At 65.0% G+C, this 18,935-nt stretch carries 16 protein-coding genes; 7 read left to right on the top strand and 9 right to left on the bottom strand.

The window, feature by feature from the left end; all coding sequences use genetic code 11:
• The first annotated feature begins 86 nt into the window (after positions 1 to 86).
• The 3 genes from EJ073_RS26005 to EJ073_RS25995 all read left to right on the top strand — a co-directional run bounded on the left by EJ073_RS26005 (position 87) and on the right by EJ073_RS25995 (position 2,785).
• Positions 87 to 836: an electron transfer flavoprotein subunit beta/FixA family protein gene (locus EJ073_RS26005; RefSeq protein WP_126058114.1), complete on the top strand. Its 750-nt coding sequence runs from the start codon at positions 87 to 89 to the stop codon at positions 834 to 836.
• A 23-nt stretch (positions 837 to 859) separates the two neighbouring features.
• Positions 860 to 1,789 carry an electron transfer flavoprotein subunit alpha/FixB family protein gene (locus EJ073_RS26000; RefSeq protein ID WP_126058113.1) on the top strand — a complete coding sequence of 310 codons (930 nt, stop codon included), beginning with the start codon at positions 860 to 862 and terminating at the stop codon, positions 1,787 to 1,789.
• A 117-nt stretch (positions 1,790 to 1,906) separates the two neighbouring features.
• The gene (locus EJ073_RS25995) at positions 1,907 to 2,785 is read left to right on the top strand and encodes a 3-hydroxybutyryl-CoA dehydrogenase (RefSeq protein ID WP_126058112.1); all 879 of its coding nucleotides are present in this window, start codon (positions 1,907 to 1,909) and stop codon (positions 2,783 to 2,785) included.
• Positions 2,786 to 2,794: 9 nt separating this feature from the next.
• Here the strand turns inward: EJ073_RS25995 and EJ073_RS25990 are convergent, their stop codons facing one another.
• The 3 genes from EJ073_RS25990 to EJ073_RS25980 all read right to left on the bottom strand — a co-directional run bounded on the left by EJ073_RS25990 (position 2,795) and on the right by EJ073_RS25980 (position 6,102).
• A complete protein-coding gene (locus EJ073_RS25990; RefSeq protein WP_245455366.1) occupies positions 2,795 to 4,783 on the bottom strand; it encodes a PAS domain S-box protein in 1,989 nt (662 codons plus the stop codon).
• A gap of 142 nt (positions 4,784 to 4,925) precedes the next feature.
• Positions 4,926 to 5,564 (bottom strand): NrsF family protein, encoded by a 639-nt coding sequence (locus tag EJ073_RS25985; protein WP_126058111.1) that lies wholly within the window; start codon positions 5,562 to 5,564, stop codon positions 4,926 to 4,928.
• Position 5,565: 1 nt separating this feature from the next.
• Positions 5,566 to 6,102, bottom strand: a complete 537-nt coding sequence (locus tag EJ073_RS25980) for a sigma-70 family RNA polymerase sigma factor (RefSeq protein ID WP_126058110.1) — start codon at positions 6,100 to 6,102, stop codon at positions 5,566 to 5,568.
• 203 nt (positions 6,103 to 6,305) lie between these two features.
• Between EJ073_RS25980 and EJ073_RS25975 the strand changes: the two genes are divergently transcribed.
• The 3 genes from EJ073_RS25975 to EJ073_RS25965 all read left to right on the top strand — a co-directional run bounded on the left by EJ073_RS25975 (position 6,306) and on the right by EJ073_RS25965 (position 10,145).
• Entirely contained in the window at positions 6,306 to 7,313 is a 1,008-nt protein-coding gene (locus EJ073_RS25975) for an iron ABC transporter substrate-binding protein (protein WP_126058109.1), read from the top strand.
• A 175-nt stretch (positions 7,314 to 7,488) separates the two neighbouring features.
• Entirely contained in the window at positions 7,489 to 9,066 is a 1,578-nt protein-coding gene (locus EJ073_RS25970; protein WP_189347608.1) for an iron ABC transporter permease, read from the top strand.
• Positions 9,063 to 10,145 carry an ABC transporter ATP-binding protein gene (locus EJ073_RS25965; RefSeq protein WP_126058107.1) on the top strand — a complete coding sequence of 361 codons (1,083 nt, stop codon included), beginning with the start codon at positions 9,063 to 9,065 and terminating at the stop codon, positions 10,143 to 10,145. Before EJ073_RS25970 ends, EJ073_RS25965 begins: the two co-directional genes overlap by 4 nt.
• 63 nt (positions 10,146 to 10,208) lie before the next feature.
• On the opposite strand, the gene EJ073_RS25960 is transcribed toward EJ073_RS25965, so the two are convergent.
• The 5 genes from EJ073_RS25960 to EJ073_RS25940 all read right to left on the bottom strand — a co-directional run bounded on the left by EJ073_RS25960 (position 10,209) and on the right by EJ073_RS25940 (position 15,431).
• Positions 10,209 to 11,006 (bottom strand): phosphodiesterase, encoded by a 798-nt coding sequence (locus tag EJ073_RS25960; RefSeq protein ID WP_126058106.1) that lies wholly within the window; start codon positions 11,004 to 11,006, stop codon positions 10,209 to 10,211.
• A gap of 67 nt (positions 11,007 to 11,073) precedes the next feature.
• On the bottom strand, positions 11,074 to 12,174 hold the full coding sequence (ugpC, locus tag EJ073_RS25955) for a sn-glycerol-3-phosphate ABC transporter ATP-binding protein UgpC (RefSeq protein ID WP_126058105.1): 1,101 nt from the start codon (positions 12,172 to 12,174) through the stop codon (positions 11,074 to 11,076).
• A 10-nt stretch (positions 12,175 to 12,184) separates the two neighbouring features.
• Positions 12,185 to 13,099, bottom strand: a complete 915-nt coding sequence (locus tag EJ073_RS25950; protein ID WP_126058104.1) for an ABC transporter permease subunit — start codon at positions 13,097 to 13,099, stop codon at positions 12,185 to 12,187.
• A 7-nt stretch (positions 13,100 to 13,106) separates the two neighbouring features.
• On the bottom strand, positions 13,107 to 13,991 hold the full coding sequence (locus EJ073_RS25945) for an ABC transporter permease subunit (protein WP_126058103.1): 885 nt from the start codon (positions 13,989 to 13,991) through the stop codon (positions 13,107 to 13,109).
• A gap of 87 nt (positions 13,992 to 14,078) precedes the next feature.
• Positions 14,079 to 15,431: an extracellular solute-binding protein gene (locus EJ073_RS25940; protein WP_126058102.1), complete on the bottom strand. Its 1,353-nt coding sequence runs from the start codon at positions 15,429 to 15,431 to the stop codon at positions 14,079 to 14,081.
• A 342-nt stretch (positions 15,432 to 15,773) separates the two neighbouring features.
• On the opposite strand from EJ073_RS25940, the gene EJ073_RS25935 reads away from it, so the two are divergent.
• Entirely contained in the window at positions 15,774 to 18,221 is a 2,448-nt protein-coding gene (locus EJ073_RS25935; protein WP_126058101.1) for an EAL domain-containing protein, read from the top strand.
• Here the strand turns inward: EJ073_RS25935 and EJ073_RS25930 are convergent.
• The gene (locus EJ073_RS25930; RefSeq protein WP_126058100.1) at positions 18,213 to 18,899 is read right to left on the bottom strand and encodes a TlpA disulfide reductase family protein; all 687 of its coding nucleotides are present in this window, start codon (positions 18,897 to 18,899) and stop codon (positions 18,213 to 18,215) included. The genes EJ073_RS25935 and EJ073_RS25930 overlap by 9 nt on opposite strands.
• Positions 18,900 to 18,935 lie beyond the last annotated feature (36 nt).

The raw sequence follows: 18,935 nt of genomic DNA, 5'->3' as shown, positions 1-18,935 counted from the left end.
TCCGTCTGGAATGTCGGCTTTCGACAACTCTGACCCGGCGCGCGCTGCTATAGCGCGCCCAAAATCTTGAAAGAGGTGACAGGAAAATGAAGATCCTTGTGCCCGTGAAGCGGGTTGTGGATGCCAATGTTAAGGTGCGGGTCAAGTCGGACGGTTCGGCGGTCGAGCTCGCCAACGTCAAGATGGCAATGAACCCGTTCGACGAGATCGCGGTGGAGGAAGCGATCCGGCTGAAGGAAGCCGGCAAGGCGGAAGAGATCATCGTCGTCTCGATCGGCCCGCAGCAGGCGCAGGAAACGCTGCGCACCGCGCTCGCCATGGGTGCCGACCGCGCTATCCTGGTCAAGACCGACGAGCAGACCGAGCCGCTCGGCGTCGCCAAGGTGCTGAAGGGCGTGGTCGAGGCCGAGCAGCCCGGCCTTGTCATCCTCGGCAAGCAGGCGATCGACGATGACAGCAACCAGACCGGCCAGATGCTGGCGGCGCTGCTGGGCTGGGCTCAGGGCACCTTCGCCTCCAAGGTGGAACTCGCCGGCGATCATGCCAAGGTGACGCGCGAGGTCGATGGCGGCCTGCAGACGGTGGAGCTGAAGATGCCGGCGATCGTCACCGCCGACCTTCGCCTCAACCAGCCGCGCTACGCCTCGCTGCCCAACATCATGAAGGCCAAGAAGAAGCCGCTGGACGAGAAAAGCCCAGCCGACTACGGCGCCGACGTCAAGCCGCGCCTCAAGGTGATCAAGACCGAGGAGCCGGGCGGCCGCAAGGCGGGCGTAAAGGTCAAGAGCGTCGCCGAGCTGGTCGAGAAGCTCAAGAACGAAGCCGGCGTGCTGTAAGCGATCGGGAAAGGAACACGAAAATGGCTATTCTCCTCATCGCCGAACACGACAACGCAACCCTTTCCGACCAGACCGCCAAGGCGCTGTCGGCGGCGCTTCAGATCGGTTCGGACGTGCATGTGCTGGTGGCCGGCAAGGGCGCCAAGGGCGCGGCGGACGCCGCTTCGAAGCTGAAGGGCGTGAACAAGGTGCTGCTCGCCGAGGCCGACGAGCTTGCTGAGCGCCTCGCCGAGCCGACCGCGGCACTGGTTGTGTCGCTGGCTGGCGCCTACGATACCATTATCGCTCCGGCCACCTCGACGGGCAAGAACGTCGCGCCTCGCGTGGCTGCCCTGCTCGACGTCGCGCAGGTGTCCGAGATCATCGAGGTGGTCTCGCCCGACACCTTCAAGCGTCCGATCTATGCCGGCAACGCCATCCAGACCGTGCAGGCTACCGACGCCAAGAAGGTGATCACGGTGCGCACCGCTTCCTTCCAAGGAGCACCCGAGGGCGGCTCGGCCGCCGTCGAGACGGTTAGCGCCGCGGCTAATCCCGGTCTCTCCTCCTTCGTCGAGAACAAGCTCTCCGAGACCGACCGTCCGGAGCTGACCTCGGCCAAGATCATCATTTCCGGCGGCCGCGCGCTCGGCTCCTCGGAGAAGTTCCAGGAGGTCATCCTGCCCGTCGCCGACAAGCTCGGCGCCGCCGTCGGCGCTTCACGCGCCGCGGTCGATGCCGGCTATGCGCCGAACGACTGGCAGGTCGGCCAGACCGGCAAGGTGGTCGCCCCTGATCTCTACATCGCCGTCGGTATTTCCGGTGCCATCCAGCACCTCGCCGGCATGAAGGATTCCAAAGTCATCGTCGCCATCAACAAGGACGAGGAGGCGCCGATCTTCCAGGTCGCCGACTACGGCCTCGTCGGCGATCTCTTCGTCATCCTGCCGGAACTGCAAAAGGCGCTTTGACGCTCTCTGCCGAAGCGTATTAAATTGTGAAGGGCGGGGTAGACGAAGTCGCCCCGCCCTTTTAGTTTGCACCGCACAAAAAGCGGCCACCAAGGCCTTTTCGACGGGATCGGTGTAATGAGCAAGATCGAGACGATCGGCATCGTGGGCGCGGGCCAGATGGGCGGCGGCATCGCCCATGTCTCTGCGCTTTCCGGCTACAAGGTGCTCATCTACGACATTTCGCCCGAGCGCATCGAGAAGGGCATCGCCACGATCAGCGGCAACATGGCGCGCCAGGTGGGCTCCGGCAAACTGGAGGAGAAGGCCCGCAACGAGGCGATGGGACGCATTTCGGCTGCGTCCGCGATGGCCGATCTCGCCGGCGCCGATCTGGTGATCGAGGCGGCCACCGAGGACGAGACGGTCAAGCGCAAGATTTATGCCCAGCTCTGCCCGCAGTTAAACCCCGAGGCGATCCTGGCAACCAACACCTCGTCGATCTCGATCACACGGCTTGCGGCGCAGACCGATCGGCCAGAGCGGTTCATCGGCATACATTTCATGAACCCGGTTCCGGTGATGAAGCTGGTCGAGCTGGTGCGCGGCATCGCCACCGAGGACCAAACCTTCGAGGCCGCCAAGACCTATGTGAGGCACCTCGACAAGACGATCACCGTCTCCGAGGATTTCCCCGCCTTCATCGTCAATCGCATCCTGTTGCCGATGATCAACGAGGCAATCTACACGCTCTATGAGGGCGTCGGCACGGTCGATGCGATCGACACCGCCATGAAGCTCGGCGCCAACCACCCGATGGGACCGCTGCAGCTGGCGGACTTCATCGGCCTGGATACGTGCCTGTCGATCATGCAGGTGCTGCATGAGGGCCTGTCGGATTCGAAATACCGCCCTTGCCCACTGCTGGTGAAATATGTCGAGGCCGGCTGGCTCGGCCGCAAGACCGGCCGCGGCTTCTACGACTACCGCGGCGAGCATCCGGTTCCGACGCGCTGATCCCGGCTTTCAGGACGCCGCCGCCAGCGGCTTGGCCGCTTGCGCCTGTTCGCCTTCGGCGTCCTCGTCCGGCGCCGTGGAAACACAGCCTCGTCCGGCCGCCTTGGCCGCATAGCAGGCCGCGTCGGCCCGTGCGATGATCTCGTCAACCTCGCCGCAGCCGGCGCGGATCGGGGCCAGCCCGATGCTGGCGCCGATCGAATGCGCCCGGCCGTCCCAGGTGAAATTCAGGCCGCGGATCGCGTCGATGATGGAACACGCCGCGATTCTGGCGCCAGCCGCGGAGCCCGATTTCAGGATGACCGCGAATTCGTCGCCGCCGAGGCGGGCGACAAGGTCTCCCGGGCCGAGCACGCCACGGATGGCATTGGCGACTTGCTTCAGCAGGGCATCGCCGGCGGCGTGGCCGCCCGTGTCGTTGACCTGCTTGAAATGGTCGAGGTCGATGAACATGAACTGATGCTCGCCGTCTCCGGCGGACGCCGTCGCCCCGGTCTTGCCGCTTTGATCGGCAAGGTCCTCCATGGCGTGGATGAAACTCGACCGGTTGGCAAGGCCGGTGAGTGCGTCATGCGCGGCAGCATGGGCGAGTTGGCGCTGCAGGGCGCGCGCATCGGTGAAATCCTGGAACACGATGACCAGCCCGCAGAACTCGGCTCGCTCGTTGATGATCGGCGACACGACCTGCCGGATGCTGCAGCGAGTGTCGTCGCGCCGGATCAGCACCGCGCGGCTGTTGTGGTCCGCCGGGCCAGGGCTGCCGGCCGGGGGTCGCGCCACGCCGATCCGCTGTCCCGTTTCCTCGTCGACGGCCCAGTAGACATGACCGAGCGTCTTGCCGAGACCGTCGCCCGCCGCGACGCCGGTCAGCTTTTCGGCGATGGGATTCATGAAGGTGACGCGGTTGGCGGCATCCGTGCAGATGACGGCGTCGCCGATCGACTGCAGCGTCACCCTCAGCCGTTCCTTTTCGTCGGCCAGCATCGCCGCCGAGACGATGAGCCGCGCTTCGGCCTCCTTGCGCTGGGTGATATCGGTAAGGCTGCCAATGGCCCGGGTCAGCCGCCCATCGCCGTCACGCTCGAGAGCCTTGCCGCGGTCGAGGATCCAGATCCAATGGCCATACTTGTGGCGCATGCGGTACTCGGCCTCGAAGAACGGCGTCTCGCCGGCGAGATGGGCGCGATCGGCCTCGTCGACAATCGCTCGGTCGTCCGGATGGATCATCGCCAGCCAGCGATCGGGGTCGCCGTCCAGCTCGCCATCGGCATAGCCCAGCATCTTCACCCAGGTGGCGGAATAGGTGGTGCCGCCCTTGCGCAGATTGAAATCCCAGACGCCCTGGCCGGCGCTGGCCAGCGCGAAATTCCAGCGCGTTTCGGCCTCCGCGATGCGCGCCTCGGACTTCTTGCGGGCGTCGATGTCCTCGATCTGCGACACCAGATAGAGCGGCCGGCCGCTCTCCTCGTCGCGGATCACCGACCCGGCAAGCTGCGCCCAGACCGGCGTCCCATCCTTCCTGAGATATCGCTTCTCGAAATGGAAGGAATCGATCTTGCCTTCCTTCAGGCTCACCATCGTGTCCCGGCCGATCTGCAGGTCGTCGGGATGTGTGATCTGGAAAAAGGTTTTCGCCTCGATCTCCTCGCGACTGTAATCGAGCATGGCGGCGAAGGCCGGGTTGGTCTGCACGATGCGGCCATCGAGCCCGACGATGGCGACGCCGATTGCCGAGTCCTCCATGGCGCGGCGGAAGCGCTGCTCGCTTTCGGCGATCTGGCGGCGGTCGTCGACGATCTGGCGGATGAAGAAGGCGGCGAGGAACAGGGACGCCGCGATCATGGCGTCTGACACCTGCAGGCTGAGCTTGAGGGTCTCGGCGCCGAGATCAAGGCGCGACGACAGGATCGAGGCCGCGGCGGCGACAAGGCCGACCGCCATCAGGATCAGCGCTGCGTATCTGCCGGCCCGCGGGCCTTTCCAATTCCACCACGTCACAAAGTGTTCCACCCCAATGCGCAATCGCACGCCGATGCAACCCTGGCGGATCGATTTTAAGGAAAGGTTGCATCGGGGACGCAAGCGACGATGCTAACCGGCAAACAATTGCCGGCATGATTAAGGATCGGTGTGCGCGGCGCTACCAGCGTACGAAGAACCGCCCGCCGAGCGCTCCGAGGCCGGTGAGGATGATAACCGCGATCGTGTACCAGGTGGCGACGAAAAGCGGAGAGTCGTCGAAGCAGTGCACGGCATAGAAGGTCGCCGATACTCCGCCGGCGAGCAGGCCGGCGACCGCGCCCGCCAGCACCGGCCGCGTCGGAGCGCCATGGCGCAGCATCCTCAGGAAGACGGCGAGCGGCCCGAGGCCGATCAGCGGGATGAAGGTCATGCAGATCATCATGTTGGAGCCGACCAGCCGCGTGCCCCATTCGACCCGGGGCACCACGAAAAGTTCGAGGATCACCGCCACGGCCACCAACACGGGCGCGACGGCCATCCACGCCATCGCCCGGGAGGTCGGCGCACCGGGGCTCGACAGGGCCCGGATCAACACGAAGGCGCTGACGGCGAGCGCGATGGTGAAGACGAATTTGGACAGGAACCGCATGGTGTGCATGGCCGACATGAGATCGGGACGCGGACCGATGGTTAGCCAGAACACCGCCGCCGCGATTGCCCCCGCCGCCGCGATGGCCATCCACCAGGCGGAGCCGAGCGGCATCGCCTTGCCGCGGACATCGGCGTCGAGCGCCTTGATGAGATCCTCGGTCCTCATGTCACTGTCGTCCGAACCGTTTGGCTATGGCGGCAAGGCCGCGATGCAGCGACACCCTGACCGCCGTCTCGCTGATACCGAATTTCGCCGCCGTCTCGCCGATCGAGCGGCCCTCGACCGACACCGCCGAGACCACCGAGCGCTGCGCCGGCGGCAAGCTCTCCAGCACGCGGTTGATGTCGCGTTCGCTCACCGTCTCGGTTTCCGGCTCGGCGAAGGTCTCGGCGATCTCGTCGATCTCGACCTCGATGCGCCGCCCGCGCCGCCGGAAGGCGTCGATCAGCTTGAAGCGCGCAATGGCGTAGATCCATGGCAGCACCGGCGCGTCCTGGCGCCAGGTATGCCGTTTGACGTGAATGGCCAGCAAGGTTTCCTGCACGACATCCTCGGGGTCGACCCCGCCCTGAACGATCTTGCGCCGGGCAAAGCCGCGCACGAGAGCGGCCGTCCGCGTTAGAAAGCCGGCGTAAGCCGTTTCGTCTCCCGCGATCGCGGCCTTGAGCAACCGGGAAAGCTCGGCCTCGTTGTTGCCGGTCACAAGAGTTTTCTCCCCCGATGTTCGCGCCTCGGCGCTGATTTGTTACGTGGCCGGCGAAATAATGTCCAAGCCAAAGTGCCGCAAAATCACGAAAGGTTGCGCCCGGCGACCGAATGAAGCAGGCCTGAAATGTTGACTAGCTTAATCAGGTATTGGTAGGTGCAGCCGTGCCAACCAAGACCATCAGATCGAGGACGACGCCCATGAGAATAGCCCTTTCCACGCTTGCCGGCGCCACGGTGCTGGCGCTCGGCCTGTTTGCCGCCCCGGCCATTGCCGAGGATGCCGGCATCGTCGTCTACAACGCCCAGCACGAGAGCCTGGCCAAGGAATGGGCAGCTGGCTTCACCAAGGAAACCGGCATCAAGGTCACGCTGCGCAATGGCGGCGACAGCGATTTCTCCAACCAGATCGTCGCCGAGGGCGCGGCCTCGCCAGCCGATGTGTTCCTGACCGAGAATTCGCCCGCCATGGCGCTCGTTGAGGCTGCCGGCCTGTTCGCGCCGGTCGACGCCGACACGCTGGCGCAGGTGCCGCAGGAGTACCAGCCGGCCACCGGCAAATGGGTCGGCGTTGCCGCCCGCAGCACCGTCTTTGCCTATGACAAGACCAAGCTCAAGGAAGACCAGTTGCCCAAGTCACTGATCGACCTCGCCGATCCGAGCTGGAAGGGCCGCTGGGCCGCCTCTCCATCGGGCGCCGATTTCCAGGCCATCGTCAGCGCGCTGCTACAGCTGAAGGGCGAGCCCGCCACGACCGACTGGCTGAAGGCGATGAAGGAGAACTTCACCGCCTACAAGGGCAACAACACCGTGATGAAGGCGGTCAATGCTGGCGAGATCGAAGGCGGCGTGATCTACCACTATTACTATTTCGGCGATCAGGCCAAGACCGGCGAGAACAGCAAGAACGTCGCGCTCCACTATTTCAAGAACCAGGATCCGGGCGCCTTCGTTTCGATCTCCGGCGGCGGCGTGCTGGCTTCGAGCAAGTACCCGAAGGAAGCCCAGGCGTTCCTGAAATGGGTGACCGGCAAAGGTGGCCAGGACGTGCTGAAGAACGGCACCTCCTTCGAATACGCGGTCGGCAAGGGCGCTGACTCCAACCCAAAGCTGGTGCCGCTGGCCGACCTGCAGGCGCCGAAAGTCGATCCGACGACGCTGAACTCCAAGAAAGTGACCGATCTGATGACGGCAGCCGGCTTGCTTTAGTTCGCGTTCGTCCTAAAAGGGCAACCGACTGCGCTCCTGCGGGACTTCGCTTTCCGCGGGAGCGCTCTGTTTTAGAGATGGCATCGTCGATGACGACAAGCTGCGTTCCTGGCTGCGATCAGCGCGCCTTCGGCCACCTTCGTCCGCGGGCCGATGCGGCGCGGCGTCCGGTCTGATGCAAGCGGCGGTCGACCTCATCCATTCGGGCCTGCCGGCGGCGGGGCGCCCGCGACGCCGGCGATCGACGTCCTGGATCCTGCTTGCCGCCGCTTTGGTCTCGCTGCTTGCGCTGCTGCCGCTGGCCTTCATCATCTGGATCGCGGTCCAGACCGGCTGGGAGACGGTCTCGGCGCTGATCTTCCGTCCGCGCGTCGGCGACCTCCTGATCAACACGATCCTGCTGGTGGCGCTGGCGGTTCCGATCTCCATCGTCCTTTCGGTGGCGCTGGCCTGGCTGACCGAGCGCAGCGACCTGCCCGGCGCCCGCCTGTGGGCCTGGCTGTCGGTGGCGCCGCTCGCCATTCCGGCCTTCGTACATTCCTATGCCTGGATCAGCCTGGTGCCGGGACTGCACGGCCTGTGGGCCGGCGTTCTCGTCTCCGTCATCGCCTATTTTCCATTCCTCTATCTGCCCATCTCCGCAGCGCTGCGCCGGCTCGACCCCGCACTGGAGGACGCGGCCGCCGCCCTTGGGCTCGGTCCGTGGCGGGTCTTCGCGCGCGTCGTGCTGCCGCAGCTCAGATTGGCCATTTGCGGCGGTTCGTTGCTGGTCGGCCTGCATCTGTTGGCCGAATACGGCCTCTATGTCTTCATCCGGTTCGACACCTTCACCACGGCGATCGTCGACCAGTTCCAGTCGACCTTCAACGGGCCGGCCGCCAACATGCTCGCCGCCGTGCTGGTGACATGCTGCTTCGTGCTGCTCGCCCTGGAGGTGCTGGTGCGCGGCGAGGAGCGCTATGCCCGCGTCGGCTCTGGGGCGGCCCGCCAGCAGCGGCGCGCCAGCCTCGGCCGCGCCACGCTGCCTTGCCTGGCGCTGCCGGCCATCGCCTCGCTGCTTTCGCTGGGCGTGCCCTTCATCACCATCGGCCGCTGGCTCGTGGCCGGCGGCGCCGAGGTCTGGCGCCTCGACGAAATCAGCCTGGCACTCGGCCAGACGCTGTTCCTGGCGATGGCCGGCGCGCTGCTCGCCACCATCGCCGCCATGCCGATGGCCTGGATTTCGATCCGCGCGCCAGGGCCGCTGCAGCGCCTGCTCGAGGGCTGCAATTATATCGTCGGCTCGCTGCCCGGCGTCGTCATCGCGTTGGCGCTGGTTACCATAACCGTGCGCGTCGCCATGCCGCTCTACCAGACGCTCTTCACCATCCTCTTCGCCTACGCGCTGATGTTCCTGCCGCGCGCTTTGGTCAGCCTCAGGGCTTCGATCGCGCAGGCGCCGGTCGAGCTCGAACGCGCCGCCTCGAGCCTCGGCAGGGCGCCGCTCAAGGCACTGTGGTCGACGACCATCCGGCTTTCAGCGCCGGGTGCCGCCGCCGGCATGGCGCTTGTGGCGCTCGGCATCATGAACGAACTCACCGCCACCCAGATGCTGGCGCCGAACGGCACCCGCACGCTGGCCATGGCCTTCTGGTCCTACAGCGGCGAGATCGATTATGCCTCGGCCGCCCCCTATGCCTTCATCATGGTGGCGATGTCGCTGCCGCTGACCTGGCTGCTCTATGTCCAGTCGAAGAGGATGGCCGGACGATGAGCTTCCTGGAACTGTCTGGCGTGGCCAAGCACTACGGCCCGGTGGCGGCGCTGGCCGGCGTTGACCTCAGCGTCGAGAGCGGCAGCCGCACGGCGATCGTCGGGCCATCCGGATGCGGCAAGACCACCTTGCTCAGGCTGATCGCCGGCTTCGAGGCGCCGGACCGGGGCAAGATCGTGCTCGATGGCGAGGTGCTGGCCAATGGCGGCGCTGCCGTGCCGGCGCACCGGCGCGGCATCGGCGTGGTCGCGCAGGACGGGGCGTTGTTCCCGCATCTCACCATCGCCGACAATATCGGCTTCGGCCTGGCGCGAAACGCCGAGAAGCGTGCCGAGCACATCGTCGAGCTCGCCTATATCGTCGGGCTCGACAAGGCGATCCTGAAGCGCCGCCCGCACGAGCTCTCCGGCGGCCAGCAGCAGCGCGTGGCGCTCGCCCGCGCCATGGCCATGAAGCCGCGCCTGATGCTGCTTGACGAGCCGTTCTCGGCCCTCGATACCGGCTTGCGCGCCTCCATGCGCAAGGCAGTGGCCGAGTTGCTGGAAGCCGCCGGGATCACCACCATCCTCGTCACCCACGACCAGGCCGAGGCGCTGTCCTTCGCCAGCCAGGTCGCGGTGATGCGCGACGGGCTTTTCTCGCAGGTCGGCACGCCGCGCGAACTCTATTTCCGGCCGAAGGACAGGATGGTCGCAGAGTTCCTTGGCGATGCCATCATTCTGCCGGCGAAGATCGCCGACGGTTTCGCTATCTCGCCGCTCGGCCGCATCGCCGTCGACACAGCCGAACGCCGCGATGTCGCCCGAATCATGCTGAGGCCGGAACAGGTGCTGTTGAAACGGACCTCGCGTGAAGGCATGTCGGGAACCCCGGACATGCTGTTCGGCGAGGTGACGGAATCCGAATTCGCCGGCTCGATGTGCACGATCGCCGTGCGGCTCCTGAACAGCCCCGACCCGCCGGACGCGGCGGCGATCGGCAACACGCCGCTGATCCTGCGCAAGCCCGGCATCGACGCGCCGGCGCTTGGCGAGATCGTGCGGCTGACCGTCTCCGGCAAAGCGCATGTTTTTGCCTGAGCTTCCAAGCCAAGGCGTGTTGAGATTCAGATCAGGCCGGCACCGCCTGAATATCGACACGCCTTAACGTACCCGCTCGCCCGTCGCCGGCGACCAGAGTGGCCAGGTCTCCAGAAAATCGTGGCTGTGCACGACGACGCGCTGCCCATCGATGTGGATAATCGAATAGGCGGGCGGCGCCTGCTCGACAACTTCGCCGCCCACCAAGTCGAGCACGAAGCGGGCGTGCAATCCGCGCTGCGCGGCAAACGGAATGCCGGCGACTGTGCCGGCTATGTCGCGATGGACATGGCCGAAGAAGATGTAGCGGACATTGCCGTGCCGCGTCAGGACCTCGAGCAGCCGATGCGGCTGTTCGAGCCCGAGCGGATCGAGCAGCTCGAGGCCAAGCTCGATCGGCGGATGATGCAGGAAGATATAGGCCCGGCGGCCCGCCGCCTCGCCGAGCCTGGCATCCAGCCAGGCCAGCCGCCTGTCGCATAATTCGCCGGTGACGCGGCCCTCGGCCAGGCTGTCGAGGAACAGCAGCGATGCTTCCTGCGTGTCGAAGACCGACTGCACGAAGCCATTCTCGTCGGTTGGATTTCCGGCAAAAGCCGCGACCAGGTTGGCGCGCCTGTCGTGATTGCCGGGCAGCAGCCGATATGGGACTGAAAGCCGCGCCAGGGCTGATTGGAGGTCGGCATAGCTCTGCGCCTCGCCGGATTCGGTCAGGTCACCGGTGAAGACGCAAAGTGCCGCATCGCCGTGGCGGGCATTGATATGGTCGATGCAGCGGTCGAGCCGCTCGTGCAGGTCAGCGCCAAAGCGGATCTCGCCGCGCCGGCCGAGATGGACGTCGGTGACCTGGATGACTTTCATTGCGCGACCCTTCTTCGATCGGACAGGGAGTTGCCTTGCCGTCCATCGCAGCCGGCCGAGCGCTTGATCAGAGCGCCGGCACCGGCATCGACGCCTTGAAGACGTCAAGGCGGCTTCCCGTCTCGGACGAGAAGAAGTGCAGGTCGGCCTCGGAGAACTGCAGGCCGACGGCGCTGCCCGGCGCGGGATGGACGGTTTCCGACGTCACTACCGAAAACGCCGCACCGTCGAGATCGACATAGATGACCCGCCCGGCACCGAGCTCTTCGACCAGGTCGACGGTCGCGTCGAGCGCGCCCGGCGTGCCGGGGGCGACGATGCGCACGGCCTCCGGCCGGATGCCCACCGCGATCTTGCTGCCGACCGGCAGGCCCGCGCGCGAGACGTTGAGCTTGCGGCTGCCACCGAGCAGCGACAGGCCATCGAGCGTGACCTCGCCTACCAGCATGTTCATCGCCGGCGCGCCGACGAAGGTGGCGACGAAGCGGCTCGCCGGGCGGCTGTAGACTTCCGCCGGCGTGCCGACCTGTTCGACACGGCCGCCATTCATCACCACCAGCCGGTCTGCCAGCGTCATCGCCTCGACCTGGTCATGGGTGACGAAGACCGAGGTGGCGCTCAGCCGCCGGTGCAGCTTGCGGATTTCCGAGCGCATCTGCACGCGCAGCTTGGCGTCGAGATTGGAGAGCGGTTCGTCGAAGAGGAAAACCTTCGGCTCGCGAATCATGGCGCGGCCCATGGCGACGCGCTGGCGCTGGCCGCCGGACAAGGCCATCGGCTTCCGGTCGAGCAAGTGCTCCAGTTCCAGGATGCGCGCGACCGCCTGGATGCGCTGAGCGCGTTCGGCGGCTGGAACGCCCGCCACCTTCAGCGAATAGCCGATGTTCTGCGAAACGCTCATATGCGGATAGAGCGCGTAGTTCTGGAACACCATGGCGCAGCCGCGCTCGCGCGGCTCGAGCTTGTTGACCACCTTGCCGTCGATGGCGATCGTGCCGCCTGATATCTCCTCCAACCCGGCGATCATCCGAAGCAGCGTGGACTTGCCGCAGCCCGACGGCCCGAGGATGACGACGAATTCGCCCGACGCGATGTCGAGGTGGACGCCGTGCACGACCTGCATCTTGGCGTAGCTTTTGTAGACGTCGCGAATGGTGATCGAGGCCATCGGCTGGTCCCTACTTTTCTGTGGCGATGAGGCCGCGCACGAACCAGCGCTGCATGGCCACGACGACGACGAGCGGCGGCAGCATGACGATCAGCGTGCCGGCCATGGCGATGTTCCATTCGGGAATGCCGCCGACATTGGGGATGAGTTGCTTGAGCTCGGTCACCGCCGTGGCGTGGCTGGCATCGGTGGTGATGAGCAACGGCCACAGATACTGGTTCCACGCCCACAGGAACATGATTGTGCCGAGCGCCGCCATGTTGTTGCGCGACGAGGGCAGCAGGATGTCGATGAAGAAGCGCAAGGCTCCTGCACCATCCATGCGCGCGGCCTCGGTCAGTTCGTCCGGCACAGTCAGGAAGAACTGCCGGTAGAGGAACGTGCCGGTGGCGGTGGCGATCAGCGGCATGATAAGGCCGGTATAGGAATTGAGCAGCCCGAGGCTGAGTGCGACCTGCACCCCCGAGACCTTCTCGATCAGCCAGCTCAGGCCAGTCACGTCGAGGATCGCCTGATATGGCGACATGACGTTGGCGACGACCGCGTAGGTCGGCACGATGCGCACTTCCAGCGGCAGCATCAGCGTGACGAATATTAGCCAGAAGATCAGCATGCGGCCGGGATAACGGAAGTAGACGATCGAGAAGGCGGTGAGCGCCGAGATGATGACTTTGCCGGCCGCCACGCCTGCGGCCATGATAAAGCTGTTGAACAGCTTCGGCCCGAGATCGGCCGTCGTCCACGCTGCCTTGATGTTGACCCAGAAGTCGCTGCCCGGCAGCAGCGACATCGGCACGTCGTTGACATCCTTCAGATTATGCGAGGCCGCGATCGCGACGATGATGAACGGCGCCACGCAAAATGCGAAGCCGACGAACAGGATTAGATGGGTGAACAAGTTGAGGATCGGGGTGCGCTCGACCATGCCCGCCTCACTTGTAATGCACACGCCGCTCGATGAAGCGGAACTGGAAGATGGTGAGCACGATGATAAGCAGCATCAGTATGATGCTTTGCGCGGCGGCGCCGGAATAATCGAGGCCTTTGAAGCCGTCGGAATAGATCTTGTAGACCATCAGATTGGTCGCGTTCGCCGGACCGCCCGCCGTCATGATGTCGACGATGCCGAAGGAATCCTGAAAGCTCTCGGTGATGTTGATGACCAGGAGGAAAAAGATTGTCGGCGTGATCAACGGGAACTGGATATCCCGGAAACGTCTGAGAACGCCGGAGCCGTCCATCGCCGCCGCCTCGACCAGTGAGCGCGGGATTGCCTGCAGGGCTGCGAGGAAAAAGATGAAGTTGTAGCCGACATATTTCCAGGAGAACGCGATGATGACAGAAGCCATGGCGTCGGCACCATTGAGGCCGGGGTCCCAGAAGCCTGGCCAGACCTTGTTGACGGCGGCCATGAAGCCGGCTTCGGGCGCCAGGATGAAGCGGAAAGCCATCGCCAGCGCAGGTGCTGCGATGCCGTAAGGCCAGATCAGCACGACGCGGTAGAGGCGTGAGCCGGCAAGCTGGCGGTCGGTCAGGGTGGCAAGCACCAACGCGATGACCATGGCAAGGCCGGTGCTGATGCCGGCAAAGATCAGGCTGGCGGTGATCGAGTTCCAATAGTCGGTGTTGGCGAGGATCGAACGGAAATTGTCGAGCCCGACCCAGATGTTGCCGCCGCCCCAGGGTTGCTGCAGCGTCAGCGACCAGTAAACCGCCTGGCCGGCGGGCCAATAGAAGAAGGTGAAGATCAGGAGCAACTGCGGCACCGCGAACAGGATGCCGATCGACCATCTTGAGAAAGTGACGCGTTTTTCCATCGATCCGCCAAAGCCGCCGGGCGGCCAAGCCCTGATATGAAACGGCCGCCCGCCTGTTGTCGGCGGGCGGCCACGAAAAGCCGACGCTCAGGGCAGCGTCTTGTTCGCGTAGGTCTGCTGGAAGCGGTCGAGGATGGCGTCTCCATTCTTGACCAGCGTGTCGATGCCTTCCTGAACGCTGACCTTGTTGGCGAAGATCGCCTGCATCTGGGTGCCGAACTCGGCGCGGATCTGGGTGAAATTACCGAGACGGATGCCGCGGGTGATCTCGGTCGGCTCCGACGCGGTCAGGCTGGCGATGGCGACCTCGCGGCCCTTGTAGGGCGCCTTGTCGTAGAAGCCGTTGGCCTTCATGTACTCGAAGCCGGACTTCGCCACCGGGATGTAGCCGGTGTTGGTCGACCAGAAGAGCGCCGTCTTGGGATCATGGATGAAGTTGAGGAAGGCGGCGGCGCCTTTGTATTCCTCGGGCGACTTGCCGGACAGCACCCAGAGCGAGGCGCCGCCGACCAGCGAATTCTTGCGCTCGGTGCCGGCATAGACGGGCAGCTCGGCCACGTCCCAGCTCATGCCTTCCTTTTGCGTCTTGCCGACCGTGCCGTGGTCGCCGACCGAGGTCATGATGAGCTGGCAGGTGCCGGAGGCGAAGGCCTGCACCATGTCCTGGCCGAGGTCCTTCGACTTGATCTTGATCAGGCCGGCGTCGTACCACTTCTTGAGGTCGCCGACATACTGGACGAACTTGGTCTTGTTCATCTCGAGGCGGGCGTTGAGACCGTCATAGCCGTTGTTCTCGGTGGCGATCGGCTGGTTGTGGATGGCCGAGAACTGCTCCATCAATTGCCAGCTCTCGTTGCCGGAAATGTTGATCGCCATCGGGCAGTCATAGCCGGCGTCCTTCAGCGCCTTGAGGTCGGCGCCGACATCTTCCCAGGTCTTCGGCGCCTCGGTCTTGCCGATCTTGGCGAAGGCGTCCTTGTTCCAGTACATCAGCGCCGTCGAGGAGTTGAACGGGAACGACAGCATCTCGCCCTTCGACGTCGCGTAATAGCGCGCGATGCCGGGGAAATAGTCGCTGTAGTCGATCTTGTAGCCGTTCTCTTCCATCAGCTTGTCGGCCGGATAGTAGGCGCCCGACAGCATCATGGTGGCGGTGCCGACATCGTAGACCTGAACGACTGTCGGCTGCTTGCCTGCGCGGAAGGCGGCGATGGTGTTCTGCAGCGTCGCGTCATAATTGCCCTGGCTGGTGCAGACCGCCTCATAGTCGGACTGCGAGGCATTGAAGTTCTTGCACAGCGTGTCGACGACGCGCGCGAGGTCGCCCGAAAGGCCGAACCAGAAATCGAATTTGACGGGCGCGGCGGCGGCAGGCTGCGCCAGCGTCAGGCCAAGAGCGCCGGCGGCAAGGGCGGCAAGGCCCTGCTTGATGATCGACATGGATTTGATTCCCTTTTGAGTGGCTGGTGACATCAGGCTGTGCGCAAGTCCTTGCCCGCTCTCATAGAGAAGGTATGTGACAGTTCTGCTGTGGCCTGCGGGTCTGTGGAAAAGCCGATTGGCACGCGGACAGGACCGCGTTTCAAAGCCTCGCGAGTGTTTTTGACATCGGCGTCGGACAGGTGCGGCAGGCGATATTGCCGCCCCCGCATGAGATCGTCTCGGGCGCCTCTGCAACCGAACGCGCACGCCGTAGTTGCACGGGCAATAACTGATTCTTCAAGCGTCCAGCCCTAATCAATTTCATTGCTTGATTATTGCGGGAAGATCAGGTGACGCGAGATGTTGACGGTCTATAATTGTATCGTGCACGAGCATGATCTGAGATTGGTCGCACTGGCGGCACTCATCTGCGGCATTTCTTCCTTCTCGGCGGTCAATCTGCTTCGCCACGTCCACCGCTCGACCAATAGAAACCGCTATGCCTGGCTGATGATTGCCGCCACCTCGACCGGTTTCGGCATCTGGGCGACGCATTTTATCGCCATGATCGCCTTCTCGCCGGGAATACCGAACGCCTACAACACCGAGTTGTCGGTGCTTTCGCTTGCCGCGGCCGTCCTGCTTACCGCCGCCGGCATGTGGATCGCCACCTTGCGCGGCGGCATCGAGCACTACCTTGTCGGCGGCGCCGTGCTCGGTGTCGGCATCGGCACGATGCACTATACCGGCATGGCGGCGTTCGAGGTGCAGGGCCGGGTCGTCTGGGATCAGCTGCTTGTCGGGATCTCGCTGGTCGCCGGCATCACGCTTGCCGCGATGTCGCTTTTTGTTGCGCTGCACCGCCCCTCGACGCTGAGAACGGTCAGCGCCGCCGTGCTTTTGACGCTGGCGATCTGCACCTTGCACTTCATCGCGATGGGGGCCGTGTCGATCTATCCGGATAGCTCGATCGAGATCTCGCAATACACGATCGAGCCAATGTCGCAGGCCTTCGCGGCGGCCGCCGCCAGCCTGGTCATCCTCGTGCTTTCGGCGGCGGCCCTGTGGATCGACCTGCGCTTCCGCCGCCACCAGGCGGAGGCCGAGCGCATGCATGGCCTGGCCAATGCAGCGGTCGAAGGCCTCATCGTCTGCGACGGCACCCGCATCGTCAGCGCCAATGACAGCATCGCGGCATTGTCCGGCATCGCCTCAACGACACTGAACACCATGGTGCTCAGCGACCTCTTCGGCGAGCGTTCCGCCACCGCCATGGCCCAAGCGGACGGGCAGGCACGGGAAACCGACCTCAAGAGCCATGACGGCACCATGATCCCCGTCGAGCTGATCGCCAGGCCCATCGACTATTGCGGCAAGCCGCACAGCGTGGTCGCCGTGCGCGACATCCGCGAGCGCAAGAAGGCGGAGCAGGAGATCATCCGCCTCGCCCACTACGACCCGCTGACCGGGCTTGCCAACCGCCGCAGCTTCAACAGCCGGCTGGAAGCCGAGATCGCCGCGGCGGGCCGCGGCGGCAAGGACGGTCAGCTCGCGCTCATGCTGCTCGACCTCGACCGGTTCAAGGAAGTCAACGATCTGTTCGGCCATGCCGCCGGCGACGCGATGCTGCAGAAGGTGGCGCAATGCGCCTCGAGCAAACTTCGCCACGGGCAGATGCTGGCCCGCCTCGGCGGCGATGAATTCGCCATCATCGCGCCCAACCTCCCCGACCCACAGGCGGCCGGCCGTATCGCCGAGGCGGTCCTGGCCGCCATACGCGAGGAGAACCGGCTGTCGCCGGGCGGCGGCCTTGTGTCGGCCAGCATCGGCATCGCCCTCTACCCGCTGGACGCCGATGAGCAGGCGGCCCTCGTCAGCCACGCCGACACCGCGCTCTACCGCGCCAAGGCGGAGGGCAAGGACACCTATCGTTACTTCGAGGCCTCGATGGGCGCCGAGGCGCGCGACCGGCGAGTGATGGAGCACGATCTGCGCCAGGCGGTGGCGCGCGGCGAATTCCGGCTCGTCTACCAGCCGCAGAAGGAGATCAGCACCGGCAGGATGATCGGCTTCGAGGCGCTGATCCGCTGGCACCATCCCGAACATGGCGACATCTCGCCTGCCGTCTTCATCCCGGTGGCCGAGGACAGCGGCGCCATCATCCAGATCGGCGAATGGGTGCTTTCGGCCGCCTGCGAGGAAGCCGCCCGCTGGAAGAACCCGCTGATGGTCGCCGTCAATGTCTCGGCCGTGCAGCTGCACAATCCGAACTTCAGCCGCAAGGTGCATGAGGTGCTGTTGCGGTCCGGCCTGGCGCCCGGCAGGCTCGAACTCGAGATCACCGAGACGGCGCTGGTCAAGGACATGCCGCGAGCGCTGGCCACCTTGCGGCAGGTCAAGGCGCTCGGCGTCCGCGTCGCCATGGACGACTTCGGCACCGGCTATTCCTCGCTCTCCAACCTGCGCGCCTTCCCCTTCGACAAGATCAAGATCGATGGCTCCTTCATCAAGTCGGTCGACAGGAACGGTCAGGTGGCGGCCATCGTGCGCGCCGTGCTGGGACTTGGCCGTGGCCTTGGCTTGCCGGTGCTCGCCGAAGGCGTCGAGACGCTGGGCGAACTCAGGTTCCTCGACGCCGAGGACTGCGAGATCGGGCAGGGTTTCTACCTCGGCAGGCCTGGTCCGATCGAGGCGTTCGGCGAACTGACCGGCGCGAGGGCGCCTGCGGCAGATGACGACGCCCCCGTCTCACGCGGCGGCGGCAGCATCCTGATGCTGGAACCGGCGGCCGCCCTGCGCTCAGCTTGAGGGGCCGAGCGCGGCTTCGACCAGCCGCCTGGCATCCGCTCCCGACCATTCGGCCGGGCCGTTCATATGCGCGATCAGGCAGCCCTCGCCGTCGATCAGCATGGTGACCGGCAGACCGAGCGCCAGGCCGCGCGTCTTGACGTCGTTGAACAACGCCAGCGTCGGATCCCGGTAGTAGCCGAGCGTTGCGACGCCGATGTCGCTGAGGAACTTCTTCGGCTTGGTGTCGTCGCCGGTGTCGACATTGACCGCGACGACCTGGAAGCGGTCGCTGCCCATCTCCTTCTGCAGCGCGTCGAGTGCCGGCATCTCGGCGCGGCACGGCGCGCACCATGTCGCCCACAGGTTGAGCAGCAGCGTCCTGCCGGCATGGTCGGCGAGCGTCATCGGCTTGCCGTCCGGACCGTTGAAGGCGAGGCTTTTCAACGACTGCGGCGGATCGGCCGGCAATAGCGCCGCGACCTGGCCTGTCGCCTTCGCTGCGACCTTTTTGGCGCGCTCGGCTTTGGCCGCGCAGGCGGCATCGTCCTTGCCGCTGGTTGCGGCGACATCGGCGGCAGCATTGTTGCCAGAACCGCTCTCGCTGACATATACCGCGACCGCGCCCGCCAGCACGCCTGCCACCAAGGCGGCGAGGATGAGGCGTGGGGCCGGGAATAATTGTTTGCGGTCTGCCATTTTCTTCAAAACTGCTCCGGAGCACGGGTTATAGCT

Source organism: Mesorhizobium sp. M4B.F.Ca.ET.058.02.1.1, from assembly GCF_003952505.1.
In the GTDB taxonomy this organism is placed as follows: domain Bacteria; phylum Pseudomonadota; class Alphaproteobacteria; order Rhizobiales; family Rhizobiaceae; genus Mesorhizobium.
Note: the sequence above shows the minus strand (reverse complement) of the source record. Positions and strands in the feature narration are given on the sequence as shown.

Excerpts from the sequence above, each read along its gene's own strand:
- EJ073_RS26005 (WP_126058114.1), top strand. The coding sequence starts at position 87 with ATGAAGATCCTTGTGCCCGTGAAGCGGGTTGTGGATGCCAATGTTAAG.
- EJ073_RS26000 (WP_126058113.1), top strand. The coding sequence starts at position 860 with ATGGCTATTCTCCTCATCGCCGAACACGACAACGCAACCCTTTCCGAC.
- EJ073_RS25995 (WP_126058112.1), top strand. The coding sequence starts at position 1,907 with ATGAGCAAGATCGAGACGATCGGCATCGTGGGCGCGGGCCAGATGGGC.
- EJ073_RS25985 (WP_126058111.1), bottom strand. The coding sequence starts at position 5,564 with ATGAGGACCGAGGATCTCATCAAGGCGCTCGACGCCGATGTCCGCGGC.
- EJ073_RS25975 (WP_126058109.1), top strand. The coding sequence starts at position 6,306 with ATGAGAATAGCCCTTTCCACGCTTGCCGGCGCCACGGTGCTGGCGCTC.
- EJ073_RS25970 (WP_189347608.1), top strand. The coding sequence starts at position 7,489 with ATGCAAGCGGCGGTCGACCTCATCCATTCGGGCCTGCCGGCGGCGGGG.
- EJ073_RS25965 (WP_126058107.1), top strand. The coding sequence starts at position 9,063 with ATGAGCTTCCTGGAACTGTCTGGCGTGGCCAAGCACTACGGCCCGGTG.
- EJ073_RS25960 (WP_126058106.1), bottom strand. The coding sequence starts at position 11,006 with ATGAAAGTCATCCAGGTCACCGACGTCCATCTCGGCCGGCGCGGCGAG.
- ugpC (WP_126058105.1), bottom strand. The coding sequence starts at position 12,174 with ATGGCCTCGATCACCATTCGCGACGTCTACAAAAGCTACGCCAAGATG.
- EJ073_RS25950 (WP_126058104.1), bottom strand. The coding sequence starts at position 13,099 with ATGGTCGAGCGCACCCCGATCCTCAACTTGTTCACCCATCTAATCCTG.
- EJ073_RS25945 (WP_126058103.1), bottom strand. The coding sequence starts at position 13,991 with ATGGAAAAACGCGTCACTTTCTCAAGATGGTCGATCGGCATCCTGTTC.
- EJ073_RS25940 (WP_126058102.1), bottom strand. The coding sequence starts at position 15,431 with ATGTCGATCATCAAGCAGGGCCTTGCCGCCCTTGCCGCCGGCGCTCTT.
- EJ073_RS25935 (WP_126058101.1), top strand. The coding sequence starts at position 15,774 with ATGTTGACGGTCTATAATTGTATCGTGCACGAGCATGATCTGAGATTG.
- EJ073_RS25930 (WP_126058100.1), bottom strand. The coding sequence starts at position 18,899 with ATGGCAGACCGCAAACAATTATTCCCGGCCCCACGCCTCATCCTCGCC.